This window comes from Stackebrandtia nassauensis DSM 44728 (assembly GCF_000024545.1).
In the GTDB taxonomy this organism is placed as follows: Bacteria; Actinomycetota; Actinomycetes; order Mycobacteriales; family Micromonosporaceae; genus Stackebrandtia; species Stackebrandtia nassauensis.
The window spans coordinates 6,785,010-6,802,506 of the sequence record NC_013947.1 but is presented as its reverse complement, the minus strand read 5'-3'; the positions used below and the strand labels follow the sequence as shown (position 1 = coordinate 6,802,506).

14 protein-coding genes and 1 pseudogene are annotated in these 17,497 nt (G+C 68.3%); 6 read left to right on the top strand and 9 right to left on the bottom strand.

Annotation, left to right across the window (positions count from 1 at the left end; all coding sequences use genetic code 11):
• Positions 1-31 precede the first annotated feature (31 nt).
• A pseudogene (gene pip, locus SNAS_RS37385) lies at positions 32-979 on the top strand (prolyl aminopeptidase); the annotation flags it as partial.
• Between the two features lie 9 nt (positions 980-988).
• Here pip and SNAS_RS34835 read toward each other — a convergent pair.
• Positions 989-2,194 carry an arginine deiminase gene (locus SNAS_RS34835; protein ID WP_013021634.1) on the bottom strand — a complete coding sequence of 402 codons (1,206 nt, stop codon included), beginning with the start codon at positions 2,192-2,194 and terminating at the stop codon, positions 989-991.
• Between the two features lie 53 nt (positions 2,195-2,247).
• On the opposite strand from SNAS_RS34835, the gene SNAS_RS31900 reads away from it, so the two are divergent.
• The gene (locus SNAS_RS31900) at positions 2,248-2,676 is read left to right on the top strand and encodes a hypothetical protein (RefSeq protein WP_013021633.1); all 429 of its coding nucleotides are present in this window, start codon (positions 2,248-2,250) and stop codon (positions 2,674-2,676) included.
• Between the two features lie 48 nt (positions 2,677-2,724).
• On the opposite strand, the gene SNAS_RS31895 is transcribed toward SNAS_RS31900, so the two are convergent.
• A complete protein-coding gene (locus tag SNAS_RS31895) occupies positions 2,725-3,747 on the bottom strand; it encodes an alpha/beta fold hydrolase (RefSeq protein WP_013021632.1) in 1,023 nt (340 codons plus the stop codon).
• A 124-nt stretch (positions 3,748-3,871) separates the two neighbouring features.
• Between SNAS_RS31895 and SNAS_RS36070 the strand changes: the two genes are divergently transcribed.
• Positions 3,872-5,071 carry a hypothetical protein gene (locus SNAS_RS36070; RefSeq protein WP_169313938.1) on the top strand — a complete coding sequence of 400 codons (1,200 nt, stop codon included), beginning with the start codon at positions 3,872-3,874 and terminating at the stop codon, positions 5,069-5,071.
• A gap of 4 nt (positions 5,072-5,075) precedes the next feature.
• On the opposite strand, the gene SNAS_RS31880 is transcribed toward SNAS_RS36070, so the two are convergent.
• From SNAS_RS31880 to SNAS_RS31865, 4 genes are all read right to left on the bottom strand, one after another.
• Complete coding sequence (locus SNAS_RS31880) at positions 5,076-5,618, bottom strand: DUF7144 family membrane protein (RefSeq protein ID WP_013021630.1); 543 nt, start codon at positions 5,616-5,618, stop codon at positions 5,076-5,078.
• Positions 5,619-5,658: 40 nt separating this feature from the next.
• Positions 5,659-6,081: a DUF7144 family membrane protein gene (locus SNAS_RS31875; RefSeq protein WP_013021629.1), complete on the bottom strand. Its 423-nt coding sequence runs from the start codon at positions 6,079-6,081 to the stop codon at positions 5,659-5,661.
• A 31-nt stretch (positions 6,082-6,112) separates the two neighbouring features.
• Complete coding sequence (locus SNAS_RS31870) at positions 6,113-7,948, bottom strand: alkyl/aryl-sulfatase (RefSeq protein WP_013021628.1); 1,836 nt, start codon at positions 7,946-7,948, stop codon at positions 6,113-6,115.
• A gap of 105 nt (positions 7,949-8,053) precedes the next feature.
• Complete coding sequence (locus SNAS_RS31865; protein ID WP_013021627.1) at positions 8,054-8,989, bottom strand: NsdA family TPR-like regulatory protein; 936 nt, start codon at positions 8,987-8,989, stop codon at positions 8,054-8,056.
• 202 nt (positions 8,990-9,191) lie between these two features.
• On the opposite strand from SNAS_RS31865, the gene SNAS_RS31860 reads away from it, so the two are divergent.
• Positions 9,192-10,031, top strand: coding sequence for a phosphotransferase family protein (locus SNAS_RS31860; protein WP_013021626.1), 840 nt, complete (start codon positions 9,192-9,194; stop codon positions 10,029-10,031).
• Here SNAS_RS31860 and SNAS_RS33565 read toward each other — a convergent pair.
• From SNAS_RS33565 to SNAS_RS31845, 3 genes are all read right to left on the bottom strand, one after another.
• Positions 10,028-12,070: a M91 family zinc metallopeptidase gene (locus tag SNAS_RS33565; protein WP_013021625.1), complete on the bottom strand. Its 2,043-nt coding sequence runs from the start codon at positions 12,068-12,070 to the stop codon at positions 10,028-10,030. The genes SNAS_RS31860 and SNAS_RS33565 overlap by 4 nt on opposite strands.
• A 102-nt stretch (positions 12,071-12,172) precedes the next feature.
• Positions 12,173-12,688, bottom strand: coding sequence for a YbhB/YbcL family Raf kinase inhibitor-like protein (locus SNAS_RS31850; protein WP_013021624.1), 516 nt, complete (start codon positions 12,686-12,688; stop codon positions 12,173-12,175).
• Between the two features lie 71 nt (positions 12,689-12,759).
• A complete protein-coding gene (locus tag SNAS_RS31845) occupies positions 12,760-14,181 on the bottom strand; it encodes a CCA tRNA nucleotidyltransferase (RefSeq protein WP_013021623.1) in 1,422 nt (473 codons plus the stop codon).
• Positions 14,182-14,247: 66 nt separating this feature from the next.
• On the opposite strand from SNAS_RS31845, the gene murJ reads away from it, so the two are divergent.
• Both murJ and SNAS_RS31835 read left to right on the top strand, forming a co-directional pair.
• Complete coding sequence (gene murJ / locus SNAS_RS31840; RefSeq protein ID WP_169313937.1) at positions 14,248-15,873, top strand: murein biosynthesis integral membrane protein MurJ; 1,626 nt, start codon at positions 14,248-14,250, stop codon at positions 15,871-15,873.
• Between the two features lie 168 nt (positions 15,874-16,041).
• Entirely contained in the window at positions 16,042-17,496 is a 1,455-nt protein-coding gene (locus SNAS_RS31835) for a protein kinase family protein (protein WP_169313936.1), read from the top strand.
• The last annotated feature ends 1 nt before the right edge of the window (position 17,497 follow it).

Sequence of the window (17,497 nt, the reverse complement as noted above, 5' to 3'; positions counted from 1 at the left end):
GAAAATATAACAGTGCTGTTAGAGTTCGAGCATGACCGACCGCCATCCCGCCACCGAACCGCACGACTCCGGCATGCTCGACGTCGGCGACGGCCACCGCGTCCGCTGGGAGGTCAGCGGAAACCCCGACGGCAAACCCGCCGTGGTGCTGCACGGCGGCCCCGGTTCCGGTGCCGGGCCGTTCTGGCGCGGCTTCTTCGACCCGGCCCGCTACCGCATCGTCGCGTTCGACCAGCGCGGCACCGGCGGCAGCACCCCGCACGCCTGTGAGCCCGACGTCGACCTGAGCACCAACACCACCCATCACCTGCTGCGCGACATCGAAACCCTGCGCGAGCACCTGGCCGTGGACCGCTGGCTGGTGCTCGGCGCGTCCTGGGGCGCCACCCTGGGACTGGCCTACGCGCAACGCCACCCCGAACGGGTCAGCGAGATGGTGCTGTTCAGCGTCACCAACACCAGCCGCCGCGAGGTCGCGTGGGTCACCCGCGACATGGGCCGTGTCCTGCCCGAGGAATGGACGACGTTTCGCGACGTCGTCCCGGCCGCCGAACGCGACGGCGACCTCAGCGTCGCCTACAGCCGACTGCTGCACGACCCCGACCCCGAGGTGCGGGACCGGGCCGCACGCGCCTGGTGCACCTGGGAGGACCAGCACGTCGGCATCGGCACCGGCGACTTCTCCGCCGACCCCCGGTTCGAGGACCCGGCGTTTCGGCTGGGCTTCGCGCGACTGGTCACCCACTACTGGTCACACGCCGCGTGGCTGCCCGACGGGCAACTGATGCGCGACGCCGAGCGGCTGGCCGGGATCCCCGGCGTCCTGGTCCACGGAAAGCTCGACATCTCCGGTCCGGCCGACATCGCCTGGGAACTGGCACGGCGCTGGCCCGACGCCGAACTGATCCTCGTCGACCGGGCCGGACACGGCTCGGCCCGAGGGGTCGGCGCGCATGTCGTGGCCGCGACCGACCGGTTCGCGGACCGGTTAGCCGAGGTCCTCGCGCACGATCGGGCAGGACATGCAGCGGGGGCCGCCGCGGCCCGAACCGAGTTCGGAACCGGCGATCTCGATGACCTCGATGCCGGCCTGCGACAGGCGGCGGTTGGTCTCGGTGTTGCGCTCGTACGCGACGCACAGCCGGGGCGCGATGGCGAGGGTGTTGTTGCCGTCGTCCCACTGTTCGCGTTCGGCCGTGACCGGGTCCAGGCCGGTGTCGATGAGCCGGACGGCGTCGATGCCCATCGCCTTGGCCGCCGCCGACAGGAACGGGGACGGGCCCGCGACCACCGGCTGGCCGTCCTGGCTGGTGACGGTGTAGGCCACCAGGGTGTCGGCGACCTTCGGGTACATGACCATCGCGTCGACGTCGACCATCGTGCACACCGTGTCCAGGTGCATGGTGGCGCGTTCCTGGGCGATCGGGACCGCCAGCAGCGTGTGGGCAAGGCCGGCGTCGAAGATGCGGCGGGCCAGCCGCTCGGCGCCCGACGGGGTGGTGCGTTCGCCGACGCCCACGGCCACCACGCCCGGGGCCAGCAGCAGCACGTCGCCGCCCTCGACGTGTTCCAGCGAGGGCTCGTAGACCTTGCGGGTGCCCGCGAAGCGGGGGTGGTGGGTGTAGATCAGGTCGGTCAGCGTGGTCTCGCGGCGACGCGCGTCCATGGCCAGCGAGGTCACCGCGACCCGGTCGCCGATCCAGACCGAGGAGTCCCGGGTGAACAGCAGGTTCGGCAGCGGGTCGATGACGAAGTCGTGCTGGTCGAGCATGGTGTAGACCAGCCCGTCGCCGCCCCGCAGCTCCTCGTGCGACAGCCCGGCGATCAGCGTGGTCGCCAGTTGCTCGGCGTCGAGGTCGTCGAGATGGGTGTGCGCGGCGGCCCGCAGCGAGTCGCCCAGCCGCCGGTCGTCCAGCACCGAGTCCACCGCCGACTTGCGCGCGTGCGGCACCGCGAGCGTCTCGCGCAGCAGCTCACCGACGTACAGGACCTCCACGCCGTGGGTGCGCAAGGCCTCAGCGAAGGCGTCGTGCTCTTCTTGCGCCCTGTCGACCCACGGGATACCGTCAAACAGCAATGAGTCGTTGTTTCGTGGAGTCAGTCGCTTGAGCTCGGGCCCGGGGCGATGCAAAAGCACTGTTCGCAGCCGCCCCACCTCGCTGCTCACCTGGTGAGTGATCTCCGTGTCCGCCATAGCTCCCGAGCTTAGGCGCAGCCGCGACGGCCCTTGAAAGGAGCATGACGGCAATGCCGCACATCGAACTCGAGCTGTCACCGCGCAACACCGACAGCACCCCGACCGCGTTCGCCGAATGGGTCGCGCCGATCCGCTCGTCGGCGGACGCGTGCCTGCTGCTGGCCGCCGACGGCACCATCTCGGCGACCTCCCCGGCCTGCCGCGCGCTCCTGGGCCTGCCCGAGGGTATCGACCACCACGGTCGCACCATCTTGGACGGAACTGTCTCGCTGGTGAACTTCACCGCCAGCGGCGGCGCCCTCCCGCAGTGGGAGGCCGAACGCATTCCGCCGATCCAGGCGCTGCACACCGGTTCCCTGGCCCGTGGCCTGTTGCGGGTCAGCGCGGGCGGAATCGCCCGCACCCTCGACGCCATCTCCACTCCGCTGCACGGTGACGCCGAGGTCGCGGGCTCGCTTACGTTCTTCCGAAGGTGCTGAGGTACGAAGCACCGTAGGAAGCTTGAGCACAGCCGTCGCTGCTGACCGTCAGCCGTCCAGGAACCGCAGCAGTTCCTCGGTGACGAACTCGGGGTTCTCCTCGACGAGCCAGTGCCCGGCCTTGGGCACGTCCACCGCGCGTTCGATATCGGTCATACGCGGGTCCACTGTGGCTCGGATCGCGTCGAGCTGTCCCTCGGCGGTCAACAGCAGCGTCGGCACACTCGTCGGCTTCGCCGCGATGGTGTCGCGGACGTCCTTGTCGAGGGCGCGGTACAGCTCGAAACCACCCGCCAGGACCTTCGGCCGGCTGTAGGTCCGTGCGAACTCGTCGATCTCGGCCTCGGAGAACGGGGACTCCGCGGCGGTGCCACCGTAAGCCGGGCCGCCGTAGGCGACCTGCGGGTAGAACAGCGCCAGGTACTCGCGGACGTCGTCGGTCACGACCGCCTCGGGAACCTCGCGCTGCGAGTGGAAGGCGATGTGCCAGCTCAGTGAGCGGTACGTCGCCGCGTCGATCGCGGGACCGGGCAGCGGCAGGTCGAAGTAGCCGAGCCGTTCGGTGTCGTCGGGAAACTGGCTCGCGTACTGGAACGCCACCGCCGCACCGAAGTCGTGCCCGACGATGCGGGCGTCCCGCAGGCCGAGCCGTTCGGCGACCAGCTTGTGCGTGTACCGCGCCAGCGTGGCCTTGTCGTAGCCGGACGGGGAACCGACGCTGTCACCCAGTCCGGGAAGGTCGATCGCATAGACGGTGTGGTGCTTGGCGAGTTCGGGCATGATCGGCCACCAGCTGTACCAGGTCTGGGGCCAGCCGTGGATCAGCACGACGGGCGTGCCCTTGCCGCCCTTGACGTAGTGCATGCGGACGTCGTCGACCTTGGCGAACTTGTGGCGGAAGGTCTTGGCGAAGGCCGGATCGTCCTGGGTGGCTTGGGTATGGGAGGGCTCATCGGCGACGCTCGGCGTTGAGCCGACGGCGGTGCTGATCGCGAGCACGAGGACGATTAGAAGGGCCGCGATCGACCGCGTGGAGCGGCGTCGTGGTGATTGTCGGATGGCGGTGATCATGCGCCCAGGTTTATCGGGTCGCGGGCGAAGTGGCACGAAATCTTGCGGTTCCGGCAAGTTGCCGAACAAATCCACTGGTCGCCACTGTGGAAGCACTATGCTCGCCCCCGTCGAGGGGGAGACAGTGACGATCAAGCTCAAGGGGCTGGGCCAGGTCGCGGTGGCGGTAGGAGTCATCGGCGTCGTGTCGAGCATGTTGTTGGTACCGATGTCGGCGGCGGCAGAGACCCGAAGCGCGTCAAGTGCTCTGGCCGAACTGGACGTCACCGCGATTCCCGCCGTCGGGGTGGACGCGTTCAGTGGTTCGTACGGCACGGCGGGGACACCGGACCTGTCCAAGTCAGCAGACTCTGTGGACGGTGACTTCAGTGACCCGGACGGGGTGCTGGATCACATGGCTGTCAACGGAACCCAGGTGTCGGCAACCTCCTGGGAATCGACGACCGGACAGCTGACGGCCCGCACCAACGCGACCGGTTTCGAGGTCAACTACAACGGCGTGGACGACTTCATGACGTCCGGTTCGATCGACTCCTACGCGCGTTGCCTCAACAACGGCGGCGCGCTGGCGTACGCGCGCGGTGACGGTTCACTGGCCTATGTGCTGGGTAAGCCGGTGTCGGCTGGCGCGAACACGATCGAGGCGACCGGCGCGCAGCTGAACATGTCCGCTGTGGACACCGCGACGCTGACCGTGACGGTGAAGCGGGTGGAGAACGCGGTCAACACGCCCACTGAGGTCAGTGCCGAGGCGTTCTTCGAGATCATCGTGGAGGGGCAGTTGCGGGACTCGGCGGGTGATGTCATCTATGACGGGCCGATGTTGACGCTGATCGAGGGGCACGTCAAGGTGACGTGCAAGCCGCAGCAGGAGCCGACGCCGAGCAGCTCCAGCGCGACGTCGTCGAGCTCCAGCTCCAGCGCGACCTCGTCGAGTTCGAGCTCGAACTCCAGCTCCAGCTCCAGCTCCAGCTCCAGCTCCAGCCCTAGCACGTCGAGCTCCTCCAGCTCGACGTCTACTTCAGAGAGTCCATCCTCGACGTCCGAAAGTCCGTCGCCGAGCTCGTCCAGTGCTTCGCCGTCGTCCACGACAGGCAGCCCCAGCACGTCGGGGTCGCCGAGCTCGTCAGGCTCCACATCCGCGAGCTCGTCCGCGTCGGACGACACCACCGAGCCGGTCGCGCCCACGACCGCCGCCGCGGACGACGGTCGTGGAACGCTTTCGGTGACTGGGAACTCGGTCCTGGGTGTCCTCGTCGCCGGACTGTCAGCGGTCGCGCTCGGAGCGTTCCTGCTGATCGTCGCGAAACGCCGCTCCGCCTAGGGGTTCACCGCTCGGCGGTGTGCTCCTGCGAGGGGCCCGGCTGGTCGGTCGCGCGCGGCGGCGTCGGTTCGTTGACGTGCGACCAGTCCTGGCTCTGCGTCCGGCCCGAAGGCTGCGCCGCCGAGGGCGCCGCCGACTGCGGCGGCGAGCCGGACGGCATCGGCGTGATGACCGTCGCCAGCGACCAGATGACGAAGATGTCCAGCGCGATCACCACCATCGACCACAGTGGGTAGTACGGCAGGAAGAAGAAGTTGTCGACCGCCGACAGCACCGCCATCACGATGCCCAGCGCCCTGGCCCACGGGGCGGCCGAGTACAGGAAGACACCGGTCACGATCATGAGCACGCCCAGGATCAGGTGGATCCAGCCCCAACCGGTGACGTCGATGTCGTAGGTGTAGTTGGTGCCGTTGACGAAGATCTCGTCCTGGGCCAGTGCCGAGATGCCCATGATCACCTGGAACAACCCGATGATCATGATCGCGGTGGCGGCGAAAACGGTGCCGCCCACCGCCCAGGCCTGTTGGGTACTCCGGTTGCTCATGGCGCGTCCTCCCGTAGGTCGTCCGGGAGGAATGACCACATCAGACTAACAGTCGCCGGGACGGCGGGACGGGTTCTCGCGGATCCCAGTTCGCCAGCGCCCAGATCACCCCGATGCCAAGCGCCACACACAGGATCGCCCACAGCGGGTAGTACGGGATGAAGGCGAAGTTGAGCAGCGCGATCACCATCGCCACGAACATGCCCACCACCCGCGCCCACATCCGGCCGGTCAGGACGAAACCGCCCGCGATCGCGACGACCACGCCGCTGACCAGGTGCGCCCACCCCCACCGCGACAGGTCGACGGCGGCGAAGTAACCGGTCGGCGAGGTGAAGATCCCGTCGCCGGAGATCGCCGCGACACCGGTCACGACCTGCCAGAACCCCAGCACCATCATCATCACGGCCGCCAGGACCGAACCGGTCGCCGCCAGCGCCCGCCGGGTGCTCATCGTCGTCATCGCACAACCCCATTCCCTCGTGGTGCCGTGTTCACGGCTCGATGATGTTGAACCGCGGATCGCCCGGATCCAGGACGCCCAGCAGCTGTTCCAGGACGGTCCGGTCGCCGTCGAGCCGCATCCCCGCCGCCGCGGCGGCCTGCGGGTCTCCCAGGGCCAGCGCGGCCAGGGCGGCGTGCGGCACCGTCACCGTCAGGTCGGTCTTGCCGTCGCCGTCACGCACGTAGCTGAATACCCCGTTGCGCAGGGTGGTGCGGTAGGCGAGGTCGTGGTCGGGGAACGTCCACGCGATGGCCAGTTCCAGGTCCCAGGCCTTGGGGCCGTCGACCTGCACCGCCAGGGCGTCGAAGAACATCGACGGCGGCAGTTCGGCGAGGATGTCCCCTGTGGCCGTCGCGGTCGGGGTGCCGAAGTTGCCGTTCCGCAGCTCGGTCGCTCCCGACAGGTAGACGTTGCGCCAGGTGCCGTTCTCGGCACCGAAACCCAGCCGCTCCAACACGTCGGCCAGCAGCGCGCGGGCCCCGGAGTGTCCGGGCTCGGCGAACAGGACGTGGTCGAGCACCTGGGCGGCCCAGCGCAGGTCGCCGTCGTCGGCGCACTGCTTCGCCTTGGCGACCACGGTGTCGGCGCCGCCCATGAAGTCGAGGTAGCGACGGCCCACCTCGGCGGGCGGATGCTGCCACAGCCGGGCCGGATTGCCGTCGTACCAACCCATGTAGCGCTGGTAGACGGCCTTGACGTTGTGGCTGACCGAACCGTAGTAGCCGTGGGTGTGCCAGGCGTTCTGAATCGCGGGCGGCAGTTCGATCAGCTCGGCGATCTCGGTACCGGTGTAGCCCTTGTTGAGCAGCCGGACGGTCTGGTCGTGCTGGTAGGCGTACAGGTCGCGTTGCAGGCTGAGGAACTCCACCACGTTGTCGGCACCCCAGGTGGGCCAGTGGTGGGACGCGAACACCAGGTCGGCCTGGTCGGCGAAGATGTCGATGGCCTCGGTGAGGTACCGGGCCCACGCGTGCGGGTCACGCACCTGCGCGCCGCGCAGCGTCAGCAGGTTGTGCAGCGTGTGGGTGGCGTTCTCGGCCATGCACAGCGCCCGCCGCCCGGGGAACAGGATGTGCATCTCGGCGGGTGCCTCGGTGCCGGGCGCCATCTGGAAGACCATCCGGACGCCGTCGACGGTCAGTTCCTGGCCGGTGGTGGTGATGTCGACCGTCGGCGCGATCAGACTGACCGTGCCCGTGGAGGTGGTCTGGCCCAGCCCCGCGCCGACGCCGCCCTTGACGCCGCGCGGCAGTGCCGCGCCGTACATGTAACCGGCGCGCCGGGCCATCGCGGTCCCGGCGAACACGTTCTCGGAGATCGCGTGGTCGAGGAAGCCCTCCGGCGCGATCACCGGGACACCGGCGTCGACGTCGGCCTGCGAGACGACGCCCTTGACGCCGCCGAAGTGGTCGGCGTGGCTGTGGGTGTACATGACGGCGGTGACCGGCCGCTCGCCGCGGTGGGCGCGGTACAGCCGGATCGCCTCCCGGGCGGTCTCGACCGACAGCAGCGGGTCGATGATGAGCACTCCCGTGTCGCCCTCGATGAACGAGATGTTCGACAGGTCCAGGCCCCGCACCTGGTAGATGCCGTCGGTGACCTCGTACAGGCCCTGCTTGGCCACCAGCCGCGACTGCCGCCACAGACTCGGGTGGACGGTGTCGGCGGCCTCGGCGGTCAGGAACGCGGTGTAGGAGTCGTTGTCCCACACGACTTCGCCGACGTCGTTCCGGATGACCGTCGAGTCGAGCTCGGCGATCAGACCCCGGTCGGCGTCGGCGAAGTCCTGTTTGTCTTCACATGGATATGGCGTCTCGTCGTTCATCCGCTGGCCCCTCCCCGTGAGGCCCGGGCCAACCCGGTCCGGACCCGCGCTTCAGCGTAGGGGGAACCGGGACCCGATTACCGGGAAACGGGACCAACCGAGGTGTCAGGCGAAGACCGAGTCCAGGCGGTCGGCGACCCGCTCGGAGTCGACTCCGGCGCCGCCCGCGATGATCGCGGCGGCATCGGCTTCGGCCTGGGCGGCCTCGCGGTCACCGGCGGCGGCGTACGCGGCGGCCAGCCAGCCGCGGTACAGCGCGACCTCGCGGGCGTGGTCGGCCGGGTAGCTCGCGATCGCGTCGCGCAGCAGCGGGACGGCGCGGTCGGGTTTGCCCAGCAGCAGCATGCAGCGACCGGCCATGACCGCGACCTCGGCGGCGTCGAGCCAGTACACCCACGCCGGTTCGGGGATGTCGGGGCTGGCGGCGGCCAGCAGCGCGTCGGCGTCGGCCAGCGCCATGTGGCAGGCATACGAGTCCGACGCGACGGCGGCGGCGTAGGCATGGCGTTCCGCCAGCAGGCAGGCCACCAGAGGTGAGGACAGTTCACCGCGGCGACGCGCGGCTTCGGCCACGAAGAGACCGTCGACGGCGTCGCCGTTCCCGGTGAACATGTATGCCAGACAGGACCACAGCTGCGCGGCGGTGACCGGGTCGCCCGCTTCGTTCGCGGCGCGGATTCCGGCCAGGTAATGGGTCTGCGCCTGCGCGCTCGCGTTGCCGTCGGCGGCGATCCAGCCCGCGAGCTGTTCCAGCTCGGCCAGCGCCGTCAGCAGAACGGTGCGGGTGCGGGTGTTCGCGTTGGCGTTGTCGAGGAGCGTCGCGACCTGATCGCGTTCGGCGATCACGTGCGGGTAGAGAATGCGGCCGGGGACGGTGTCGTCGGCTTCCCGGAGCCGTTGCACCCGGCCCGAGATCTGTTTGGACAGTTCGTCACCGACGTGCGAACCGGCGTGGAGGTGGATGGTGGCGGGGTGCGGAGCGGTCAGCCATTCCAGGGCGATGCCCAATTCGGCGACGACTTTGCTTACCAGAGAAGACATGTTTCGACCGTATGAATCAAAGTCACCGTTTGTCAGTGATCTGTCGGCTACCCGTCTGTCGGGTAGCCGACGTTCGCGGTCTGACCTGCGGAAATGTCAGATATGCGACACGATGGACGTCGGGTAGCCGACACTTTCGACGCTCGTTTGGGTAGCTGAAAACGAAAGGCGTTTCGCGGCCGCGCCGCATACTCTGGCGGCCATGCGATCTGACGAGGCCAGCCGGTTCCTGGCGGAGCTGGGCATCGCCGACGACTCCGTCACGCCCATCACCGGCGGCTGGGCATCATGGACATTCGCGACGGGCTCCGGCCGGATCCTGCGGGTGGCCCGCAACCCCGAGATCGACGCGGCGCACCGGCGCGAGTCGCGGCTGCTGCCCGAACTGGCCGAAGCGGTGAGCTTCGCGGTCCCGGCGCCGACCCACTTCGGCGTCCACAAGGGTATGACCTATATGGTCTATCCGAGGCTGCCCGGACGCGGCCTCGAACCGGGCGACCGGGTGCGGGCGGTGGCGCCGATGCTGGCCGAACTGCACGCCTTCCCCGTCGACCGGGCCGCCGAACTGCTGGGGTGCGCCGTCACCGCCGAGGCCTGGCGCGACGACTACCTCGAGATCGGGAAGTGGGTCGAGGGCGAGGTGCTTCCGGTGCTCGACGGGGAACTGCGCGACCGGGTGCGCCGCGAGTACGACGCGACGCTTCCCGACCTGGCGGCGATCAGCCCGGCGCTGATACACCGCGACCTGGGTTGCGAGCACATCCTCACCGACCCCGAAACCGGGATGCCAACGGGCATCATCGATTTCGAGACCGCCACCGTCGGCGACCCGGCGATCGACTACGTGGGTCTGCTGGTCACCTTCGGCGAGCAGGTGACCCGCGAGCTCATCGCCGCGTCTGGCAGCGAGATCTCCTGGAGACTGGTGCGCTTCTACCACTGGCTCGGCGCCGCCCACGCCGTCAAGTACGGCCTGGCCGAACGCGACGACGCGATCGTCGCCGACGGCATCGAGGGACTGCGGCGACGGCTGCCGGGCTAGTACTGCGGCCGTGGCTCGCGGCCCTGTTCCTCCCGCAGGCCGTTCTCGGTGTACTGCTTGGGATGGTCGGGGTCGACGACGTCGGGCGTCTTCGGGTTGTTGTCATGGTCGACAGTGGGCAGACCCACGGCCTGGCGTTCGTCCCGGGGTGAGCCGTCGGAGTAGTCGCCGTCGAGACTGGTGTCGTTGTAGAAGTCGTACGCGTGCCCCAGCTCGTGGTAGAGCGTGTGGGCGGGCACCTTCTCATATGGAGTGCTGTTCAGCTGGTGCTGGTAGGGCGATCCGTCGTACTCCGGGTTGATGTTGATGTTCACGTCGTGGCCGAGGAAGCCGTCCAGTCCGGGCTGGGCCTCGCCGTTGTCCTCGTCGTTCTCGTTGATGACCAGCTCCCGCTCGCCGGGCATCCAGTCGTGACGGCTGTTGTCGACGCCGTCGGAGAGGTTCTCGATCATCTGGCGGCCGGTCGGTGACGAGCTGTACATGTCCAGGTCGGCGCGGATCCGGTCCTGGAACTCGTCGGAACCGTCGATCTTGATGAAGCTGTTGTCGGCGATGTCGACCTTCTGCACCGTGTCGCCCTTGTCCTTGGCGACGGTGTCGCCGTCCTGGACGAAGGACTTGTCGTTGCCGGCGCCGCCGTCGATCGTGTCCTTGCCCTCACCGGCGTAGGTGACGTCGTCGGCGTCGCCGCCGCGCAGGTCGTCATCGCCGCGCCCGCCGGACAGCACGTCCTCCTCGGCACCGCCGGTGAGCACGTCCTTGTCGTCGCCGCCCTCCAGGTAGTCGCGGCCCGCGCCGCCGTCGATGGCGTCGTTGCCGTCCAGTCCATACAGGACGTCCTTGTCGCCGCCGCCGGAGATCTTGTCGTTGCCGTCCTGGCCGTCGATGTAGTCGTGGTCGTCGTTGCCCGCGATGACGTCGTCGCCCTCGTGGCCGTAGATCTCGTCCTCGCCCTTGCCGCCGGAGATCGTGTCGTTCTTGGTGCTGCCCTGGATCTCGTCGTCGCCGTCGTTGCCGTAGATGGTGGTGTCGTGCTCGTCGGCGTCCTTGTACAGCGGGTCGTCGTGGTTCCCGGCGCGGATCTTGTCGTCGCCGTCGCCCGCGTACGCGGTGCCGCCGGTGGTCTTGACGTCGTCGTTGCCGTCACCGGTGCCCACATTGTTCTTGTCGCCGATGGCGGTGACCTTGTCGTCGCCCGCCTCGGTGAAGATGTTGCGGTCCTGGCCGGTCACGGCGACGGTGTCGTCGCCCGCGCCGGTGGAGATGGTGCGCTGGCCCTTGGAGTCGTGGTCGGTGACGACGTCCTTGCCGTCGCCGGTGCTGACGTTGATGTCGTTGTTGACGTGCTCGTTGATGTCGACATTGTCCTCACCGTCGCCGGTGTTGAGCGTCAGCTTGGTTCCCTTGTCGTACTTGAAGTCCTCGCCGTCGACGGTGACGATCAGGTTGCCGTTCTGGTCGTTCTTGACCTTGACCTCGTTGTCCTTGTCGCCGGTGGTCAGGTAGTACGAACCGTCGGGAAGCTTGACCTGGACGGGTTTCCCGGCGCCGAGGTCGTGCTGCGCCAGCTCGCCCGAGGCGGCGGTGTCGGCGGCGTTGGCGCGGTCGACGGCCGCCTTCAGTTTCGCGGCCAGATCCTGGGCCTGGGCCTGCATCTGTTTCGCGTCTTCGGCACTGTTGGTCGGCGGATAGGTGACGCTGCCGTCGTCGCCGACGATGAGCCGGGGGTAGGACGAGATCGCGGTGTCGATCTCGTTCTTGGCGGCGTCGAGTTCGTCGACGAGTTTGTCGACCGTTCCCGCCGAGGACTTGAAGACGGTTCCGGCGGCGTTGAGCGGCGGCGGAAAGGTGGTCAGCAGCGCGTTCTGGGCGTCGGCGTCGACACCGGCCCAGAAGTCGGAGCCGTCGCCGCCGCGCTTGGCCACGTCGTTGACGTCCCCGGCGCGGGATTCCATGTCCTTGCCGACCTTCACGGCGGTGTCGGCGGCCTTGGTGAGCTTGGAGGTGTCGAGGTTACGGAGCTGGGCAAAAGAAACCACGGGACAGTCCCTAGCAGACAGAACGAAACAATATGGGCCCCAATGCCTCTCGGCATCGGGGTCCATAGCATCTTACAGAGATGTAAGTAAATATGTGATTCGTCAGGCTTGGATCTGGTAGACCGGCGTCACCACGCCACGGGCCAGCGTGTGGAAGGCCAGGTTGAAACCCAGTACGGCGCAGGACGCGCTTTCGTCCACGTCGAGCGCGTCGACGTCGACGGCGTGGACCGCGAAGGCGTAGCGGTGCGGATAGTCCCCCGCCGGTGGCGCGGCGCCGTCGTACTTGTGGTTCCCCATGTCGTTGCGCAGCGCCACCGCGCCGTCGGGAAGCGCCGCCCCGCGTTCCAGCGAGGTCGTCGACACCGGCAGGTTGGCCACCGCCCAGTGCCAGAACCCGGAGCCGGTGGGGGCGTCCGGGTCGAAGCAGGTGAGGGTGAAACTCCTGGTCTCAGCGGGGAAACCCGACCACGACAGCTGCGGCGAGAGATTGTCGCCCGCGAAGGTGTGGTTGTCCGACAGCAGTTCGCCGTCGCGGACGTCGTTGGAGACGACCGGGAATTCGCCGACCTTGGGCAGGAAGTCGTAGGGCCACGGAGCCCTGGGACGGTCCAGCATTTCTCGCTCCATTGTGTTGGTCTTCGTTTTTCGGGCCTTTCGGCACGTTACCGGATGGGGCCGACGCCCGCTCACTCCCGCGAGCCGGGTACGGCGATCCCCTGTTCGCGCGCCCAGGCGAACAGCGCCGTCTCGGCCTCCTCACGCGACAGTGGACCCTGCTCCAACCGCAGCTCCTTGAGGTGCTTCCACGCCTTGCCGACCTGCGGACCGGGCTTGATCTCCAGCAACGTCATGATCTCCTCGCCGTTGAGGTCGGGGCGGACCTTCGCCAGGTCCTCCTCGGCGGCGATCCGGGAGATGCGCTCCTCGAGCGCGTCGTAGTCGGCGGCCAGCCGGGCCGCCTTGCGCTTGTTGCGGGTGGTGCAGTCCGAGCGCACCAGTTTGTGCAGCCGCGGCAGGACGGCGCCCGCGTCGGTGACGTAGCGGCGCACCGCCGAGTCCGTCCACTCGCCGCGACCGTAGCCGTAGAACCGCAGGTGCAGCGCGATGAGATGGCAGATCGCGCCGATGTCGTCCTTGGGGAACTTCAGCGCCTTGAGCCGCTTGCGGGCGATGCGGGCACCGGCGACCTCGTGGTGGTGGAAGGTGACCCGGCCGTCGGGGCCGATGCCCTTGGTCTCGGGCTTGCCGATGTCGTGCAGCAGCGCGGCGATCCGCAGCAGCACGTCCGGCCCGTCCTCCTCAAGGGACATGGCGTTGCGCACGACGGTCAGGGTGTGCTCGTAGACGTCCTTGTGCTGCGCGTGTTCGTCGATGGCCATCCGCAGCGCGGGCAGCTCCGGCAGGAACTCCTCGGCCAGACCGGTGGCGACCAGCAGCCGCAGTCCCGGAACCGGGTCGGTGCCGCCCATGAGCTTGACGAACTCGTCGCGGACCCGTTCGGCCGAGATCCGCTCGATGTCGCGGGCCATGTTGGTCATCGCGGTCTTGACCGCCGGGTCGACGTGGAAACCCAGCTGCGAGGTGAACCGGGCCGCCCGCATCATCCGCAACGGGTCGTCGGCGAACGAGTCCTCGGGAGTACCGGGGGTGCGGATCGTCTGCTGCGCCAGGTCCGTCAGACCGCCGAACGGATCCGAGAATTCATGTCCCGGTACCGAAACGGCCATCGCGTTGATGGTGAAGTCGCGGCGCCGCAGGTCGTCGGTCAGGTTGTCGCCGTAGGCGACCTGCGGATTGCGGCTGACACCGTCGTAGGTGTCGGCGCGAAACGTCGTCACCTCGACCCGGTGGCCGCGGAACATGGCGCCGATGGTGCCGAACTCGCGGCCGGTGGTCCAGATCGTCGAGGAGTGTTCCTCCAATATGGCCTGTGTGACCTCGGGATGGGCACTGGTGGCGAAGTCCAGGTCAACGGTGTCACGCCTGAGGATGGCGTCCCGTACCGGGCCGCCGACGAGGTGGAGCTCGTGCCCGGCTGCCGCGAAGACTTCCCCGAGCGCGTCGGCCACCGGGGGAACGCTGATTTCGTTTCCGATACGGTCTGACATCGACCGCAAAGCTTAAGGCATGTCGGGCACCCCGAGTCCGAACACCTACCCATGGAAGGCGACGGTGTGACCAACACGAAGACGTCCACCTCTGGCCTGGCACGCCACGGCGCGGTCATGGCCGCGGGGACGCTGATCTCGCGGATCACCGGATTCCTTCGCAATGTGGTCATCGGCGCCGCGCTGGGCACGATGGTAGGTGACGCGTACGTCACCGCGCAGTACTTCCCGCAGATGGTCTACGAACTGGTGATGGGCGGGGTGCTCACCAGCGTCGTGGTGCCGTTGATCGTGCGGGCCCGCAAGGAGGACTTCGACCAGGGCGAGGCGTTCACGCAACGGCTGCTGACCCTGGCGGTGGTGCTGCTGGCCGCCTCGACCGCGTGCGTCGTGGCCGCCGCGCCGCTGCTGGCCCGGCTGATGGGTTCGGACGACAACCGCGAGGTCGTCACCTCGCTGAGCTACCTGATGCTCCCGGCACTGTTCTTCTATGGGCTGTCGGCGATGTTGCAGGCGGTGCTCAACACCCGCGAGCACTTCGCGGCCCCGATGTGGGCGCCGATCCTCAACAACCTGGTCATCATCGCGATGGGTGGGGCGTTCTTCGTCCTGTACAGCTCCAAGATCAGCGGCGACCTGGAGCTGTCCGACGTCACCGGGCCGATGCTGCTGCTCCTGGGGCTCGGCGTCCCGGCGGGCGTGCTGGTGCAGTCGCTGGCGATGTGGCCGGCGCTGCGCAAGGTCGGGTTCCGCTGGAAGTGGCGGTTCGACTTCCGGGAACTGCACCTGTCCAAGATCGCCAAACTGGCGGGCTGGATCTTCCTGTACGTCGCGGTCAACCAGATCGCGGTCGTCACCGCCATCAAGGTCGCCAACCTCGCCGCCGCCGGCAGCGACGACAACCCGGGACCGATCGTCTACAACAACGCCTACGCCGTGATGATGATGGCGCACGGCATCGTGGCCGTCTCGGTCATCACCGCGCTCATGCCCCGGCTGTCGGCCGCCGCCAGCGAGGGCCGCTACTCCGACATGGCCGCGGGACTGTCGTCCGGCACCCGGCTGGCGACGCTGGTGATGATGCCGGTCGTGGTCGTGTACATCGCGCTGGGCTCGCAACTGTCGATCGTCATGTTCGACTGGGGCAAGTACGGCCGCGACGCCGCCACCGCCACCGGACTGGTGATGGCGCTGGGCGGTCTGGCACTGATCCCGTTCTCGCTCAGCCAGTTGCAGACCTTCGCGTTCTACTCGCTCACCGACGGCAAGACGGTGGCGATCCTGAACATCCCGGTGGTCGCGGTGCGGGTGCTGGGCTTCGGACTGTCGCTGGCGCTGCTGCCCGGTATCTACGTGGTGGCGGGAATCATGGTCACGCTCGGTATCTCCTATGTGGTCTCGACAACGTTGTCGACGATCTTCCTGCGCCGCCGCATCGGGCTACTGGGTATGCGCGCCGTGGTGCTGACCTGGGTGCGGCAGCTCATCGCCGGGGCCGCCGCCCTGGCCGCCGCCTGGGGTGCGCTGGCGTTTCTGCCCGGCGTCGACGAGGCGGGCAAGGGCGTCATGCTGGCCGAACTGCTGGGCGTGGGCGCGCTTATCCTGGTGGTGTACCTGGGCGTGGCCTACGTTCTGCGCATCAGGGAGATCACAGAATTGACAAGTATGGTGCGCGGAAAATTCGGTCGATAATTCCCTAACCGGACTCATAGGGGAGTGGCCGCACGGCGGCCGATCCGACTAGTCTGAACCGCGTGACCGCACCCGTTCCAGGGTTGCGGAGCACTTCGCGTCTCGAGGCGGCCGGTGACTGCGAGGCGACACGATGAATGCCTGACGATGGGATATCTGGAGGTCCATGTGGCTGGAGTAGCGACTCCGATGGTGGGGGACCTGCTCGCCGAGCGGTACAGCCTCACCGCGCATGTCAACGACGACTCCAGCGGGCGCCAGGTGTGGCGCGGCATGGACGTACTGCTGAACCGGTCCGTCACGGTGGTGCTGCGCACCCCCGGCGGCGCCGAGGCCGAGGAGATGCTCAACGCGGCCGTGGCCGCCAGCCGGGTCAACCACCCCAACATCGTCGGCGTCTACGACGCCGTCGACCAGGGCGACTGCGCCTATATCGTCCGCGAATGGGTTGAGGGCCAGGCACTGCGCGACGTCATCGCCGCCAGCGCCATCCCGGTCGAGGACGCCGCGGGCATCATCCAGTGTGTCGCCAGCGCCGTCGCGGCCGTGCACGCCACCGGCGTGGCCCACGGCAACGTGCACCCGGGGACGATCCTGCTGTCGGACGACGACCGAGTGGTACTGGCCGACCCGCGCGCCGACGCCGGGGCCACCCAGGTCGGTGACGTCCGGGCGCTGGGCGCGACGCTGTACTGCGCCATCACCGGCGGCTGGCCGCGCACCGTTCCCGGCCCCGCCTCGCTCCCCGACGCCCCCACGGACTCCGAGGGGATGCCGATGGAGCCCAAGGAGCTGCGCGACGACGTCCCCGACCGCGTCAACCGGCTGGTGTGCTCGCTGCTGGAGCCCAGCCAGGCCCCGCCGACCGCCGCCGAGCTGGCCGACGAACTCGACCACCTCAGCTTCGGCCCCGACACCGGGACGCTGGCGATCGTCCAGACCGGCGAGATCGCGGCCGTGGAACGCGAACGCGTGCTGCCGCCGCACGTGGTGAAGAAGCGGCTGCTGTTCGGCGGCGCGGCCCTGGCCGGACTGGCGCTGTTGGGCCTGATCATCGCGCTGATCGTGATCCCGTCCGGCGACACCCCCGGTGACCAGGCCAACGCGGGCGACAGCTCCGAGGAGGGCAAGGACGAGGACATCGGCGCCCCCGAGGAGGTCAAGCTGAAGGAGGGCGACCTCAAGGTTCTCGATCCCTCCGGCGGCGACACCTCCGCCCCCAACGAGACGGGTCTGCTGGTCGACGGCGACAGCGCCAAGCCGTGGAAGACCAACGAGTACAACCAGCAGAACTGGGGCAACTTCATGGAGGGCATGGGCATCATGCTCGACCTGGGCGAGGAGCGCCGGGTGCAGCAGGTGGTCCTGGATCTGCCGCAGGCGGGCAACGAGATCGCGATCTACGCGGGCAAGGGCAGCCTGGAGACCGGCAAGGAGATCAAGGTCGACGACCTCGACGTCATCTCCGGCAAGCAGACCAACGAAACGGCGAGCTCGCTGAAGTTCCCCGCCGCCGCCGAGGCGCCCAAGACCCAGTACCTGCTGATCTGGTGCACCAAACCGGGACCGGTCAACAGCAAGTTCCAGTTGCAGATCAATGAGATCGAAGTCCACGCCCAGTAGG

Bases quoted from the DNA above. Each gene is read 5' to 3' on its own strand.
- SNAS_RS34835 (WP_013021634.1), bottom strand. From the start codon at position 2,194: ATGGCGGACACGGAGATCACTCACCAGGTGAGCAGCGAGGTGGGGCGG.
- SNAS_RS31900 (WP_013021633.1), top strand. From the start codon at position 2,248: ATGCCGCACATCGAACTCGAGCTGTCACCGCGCAACACCGACAGCACC.
- SNAS_RS31895 (WP_013021632.1), bottom strand. From the start codon at position 3,747: ATGATCACCGCCATCCGACAATCACCACGACGCCGCTCCACGCGGTCG.
- SNAS_RS31880 (WP_013021630.1), bottom strand. From the start codon at position 5,618: ATGAGCAACCGGAGTACCCAACAGGCCTGGGCGGTGGGCGGCACCGTT.
- SNAS_RS31875 (WP_013021629.1), bottom strand. From the start codon at position 6,081: ATGACGACGATGAGCACCCGGCGGGCGCTGGCGGCGACCGGTTCGGTC.
- SNAS_RS31870 (WP_013021628.1), bottom strand. From the start codon at position 7,948: ATGAACGACGAGACGCCATATCCATGTGAAGACAAACAGGACTTCGCC.
- SNAS_RS31865 (WP_013021627.1), bottom strand. From the start codon at position 8,989: ATGTCTTCTCTGGTAAGCAAAGTCGTCGCCGAATTGGGCATCGCCCTG.
- SNAS_RS31860 (WP_013021626.1), top strand. From the start codon at position 9,192: ATGCGATCTGACGAGGCCAGCCGGTTCCTGGCGGAGCTGGGCATCGCC.
- SNAS_RS31850 (WP_013021624.1), bottom strand. From the start codon at position 12,688: ATGCTGGACCGTCCCAGGGCTCCGTGGCCCTACGACTTCCTGCCCAAG.
- SNAS_RS31845 (WP_013021623.1), bottom strand. From the start codon at position 14,181: ATGTCAGACCGTATCGGAAACGAAATCAGCGTTCCCCCGGTGGCCGAC.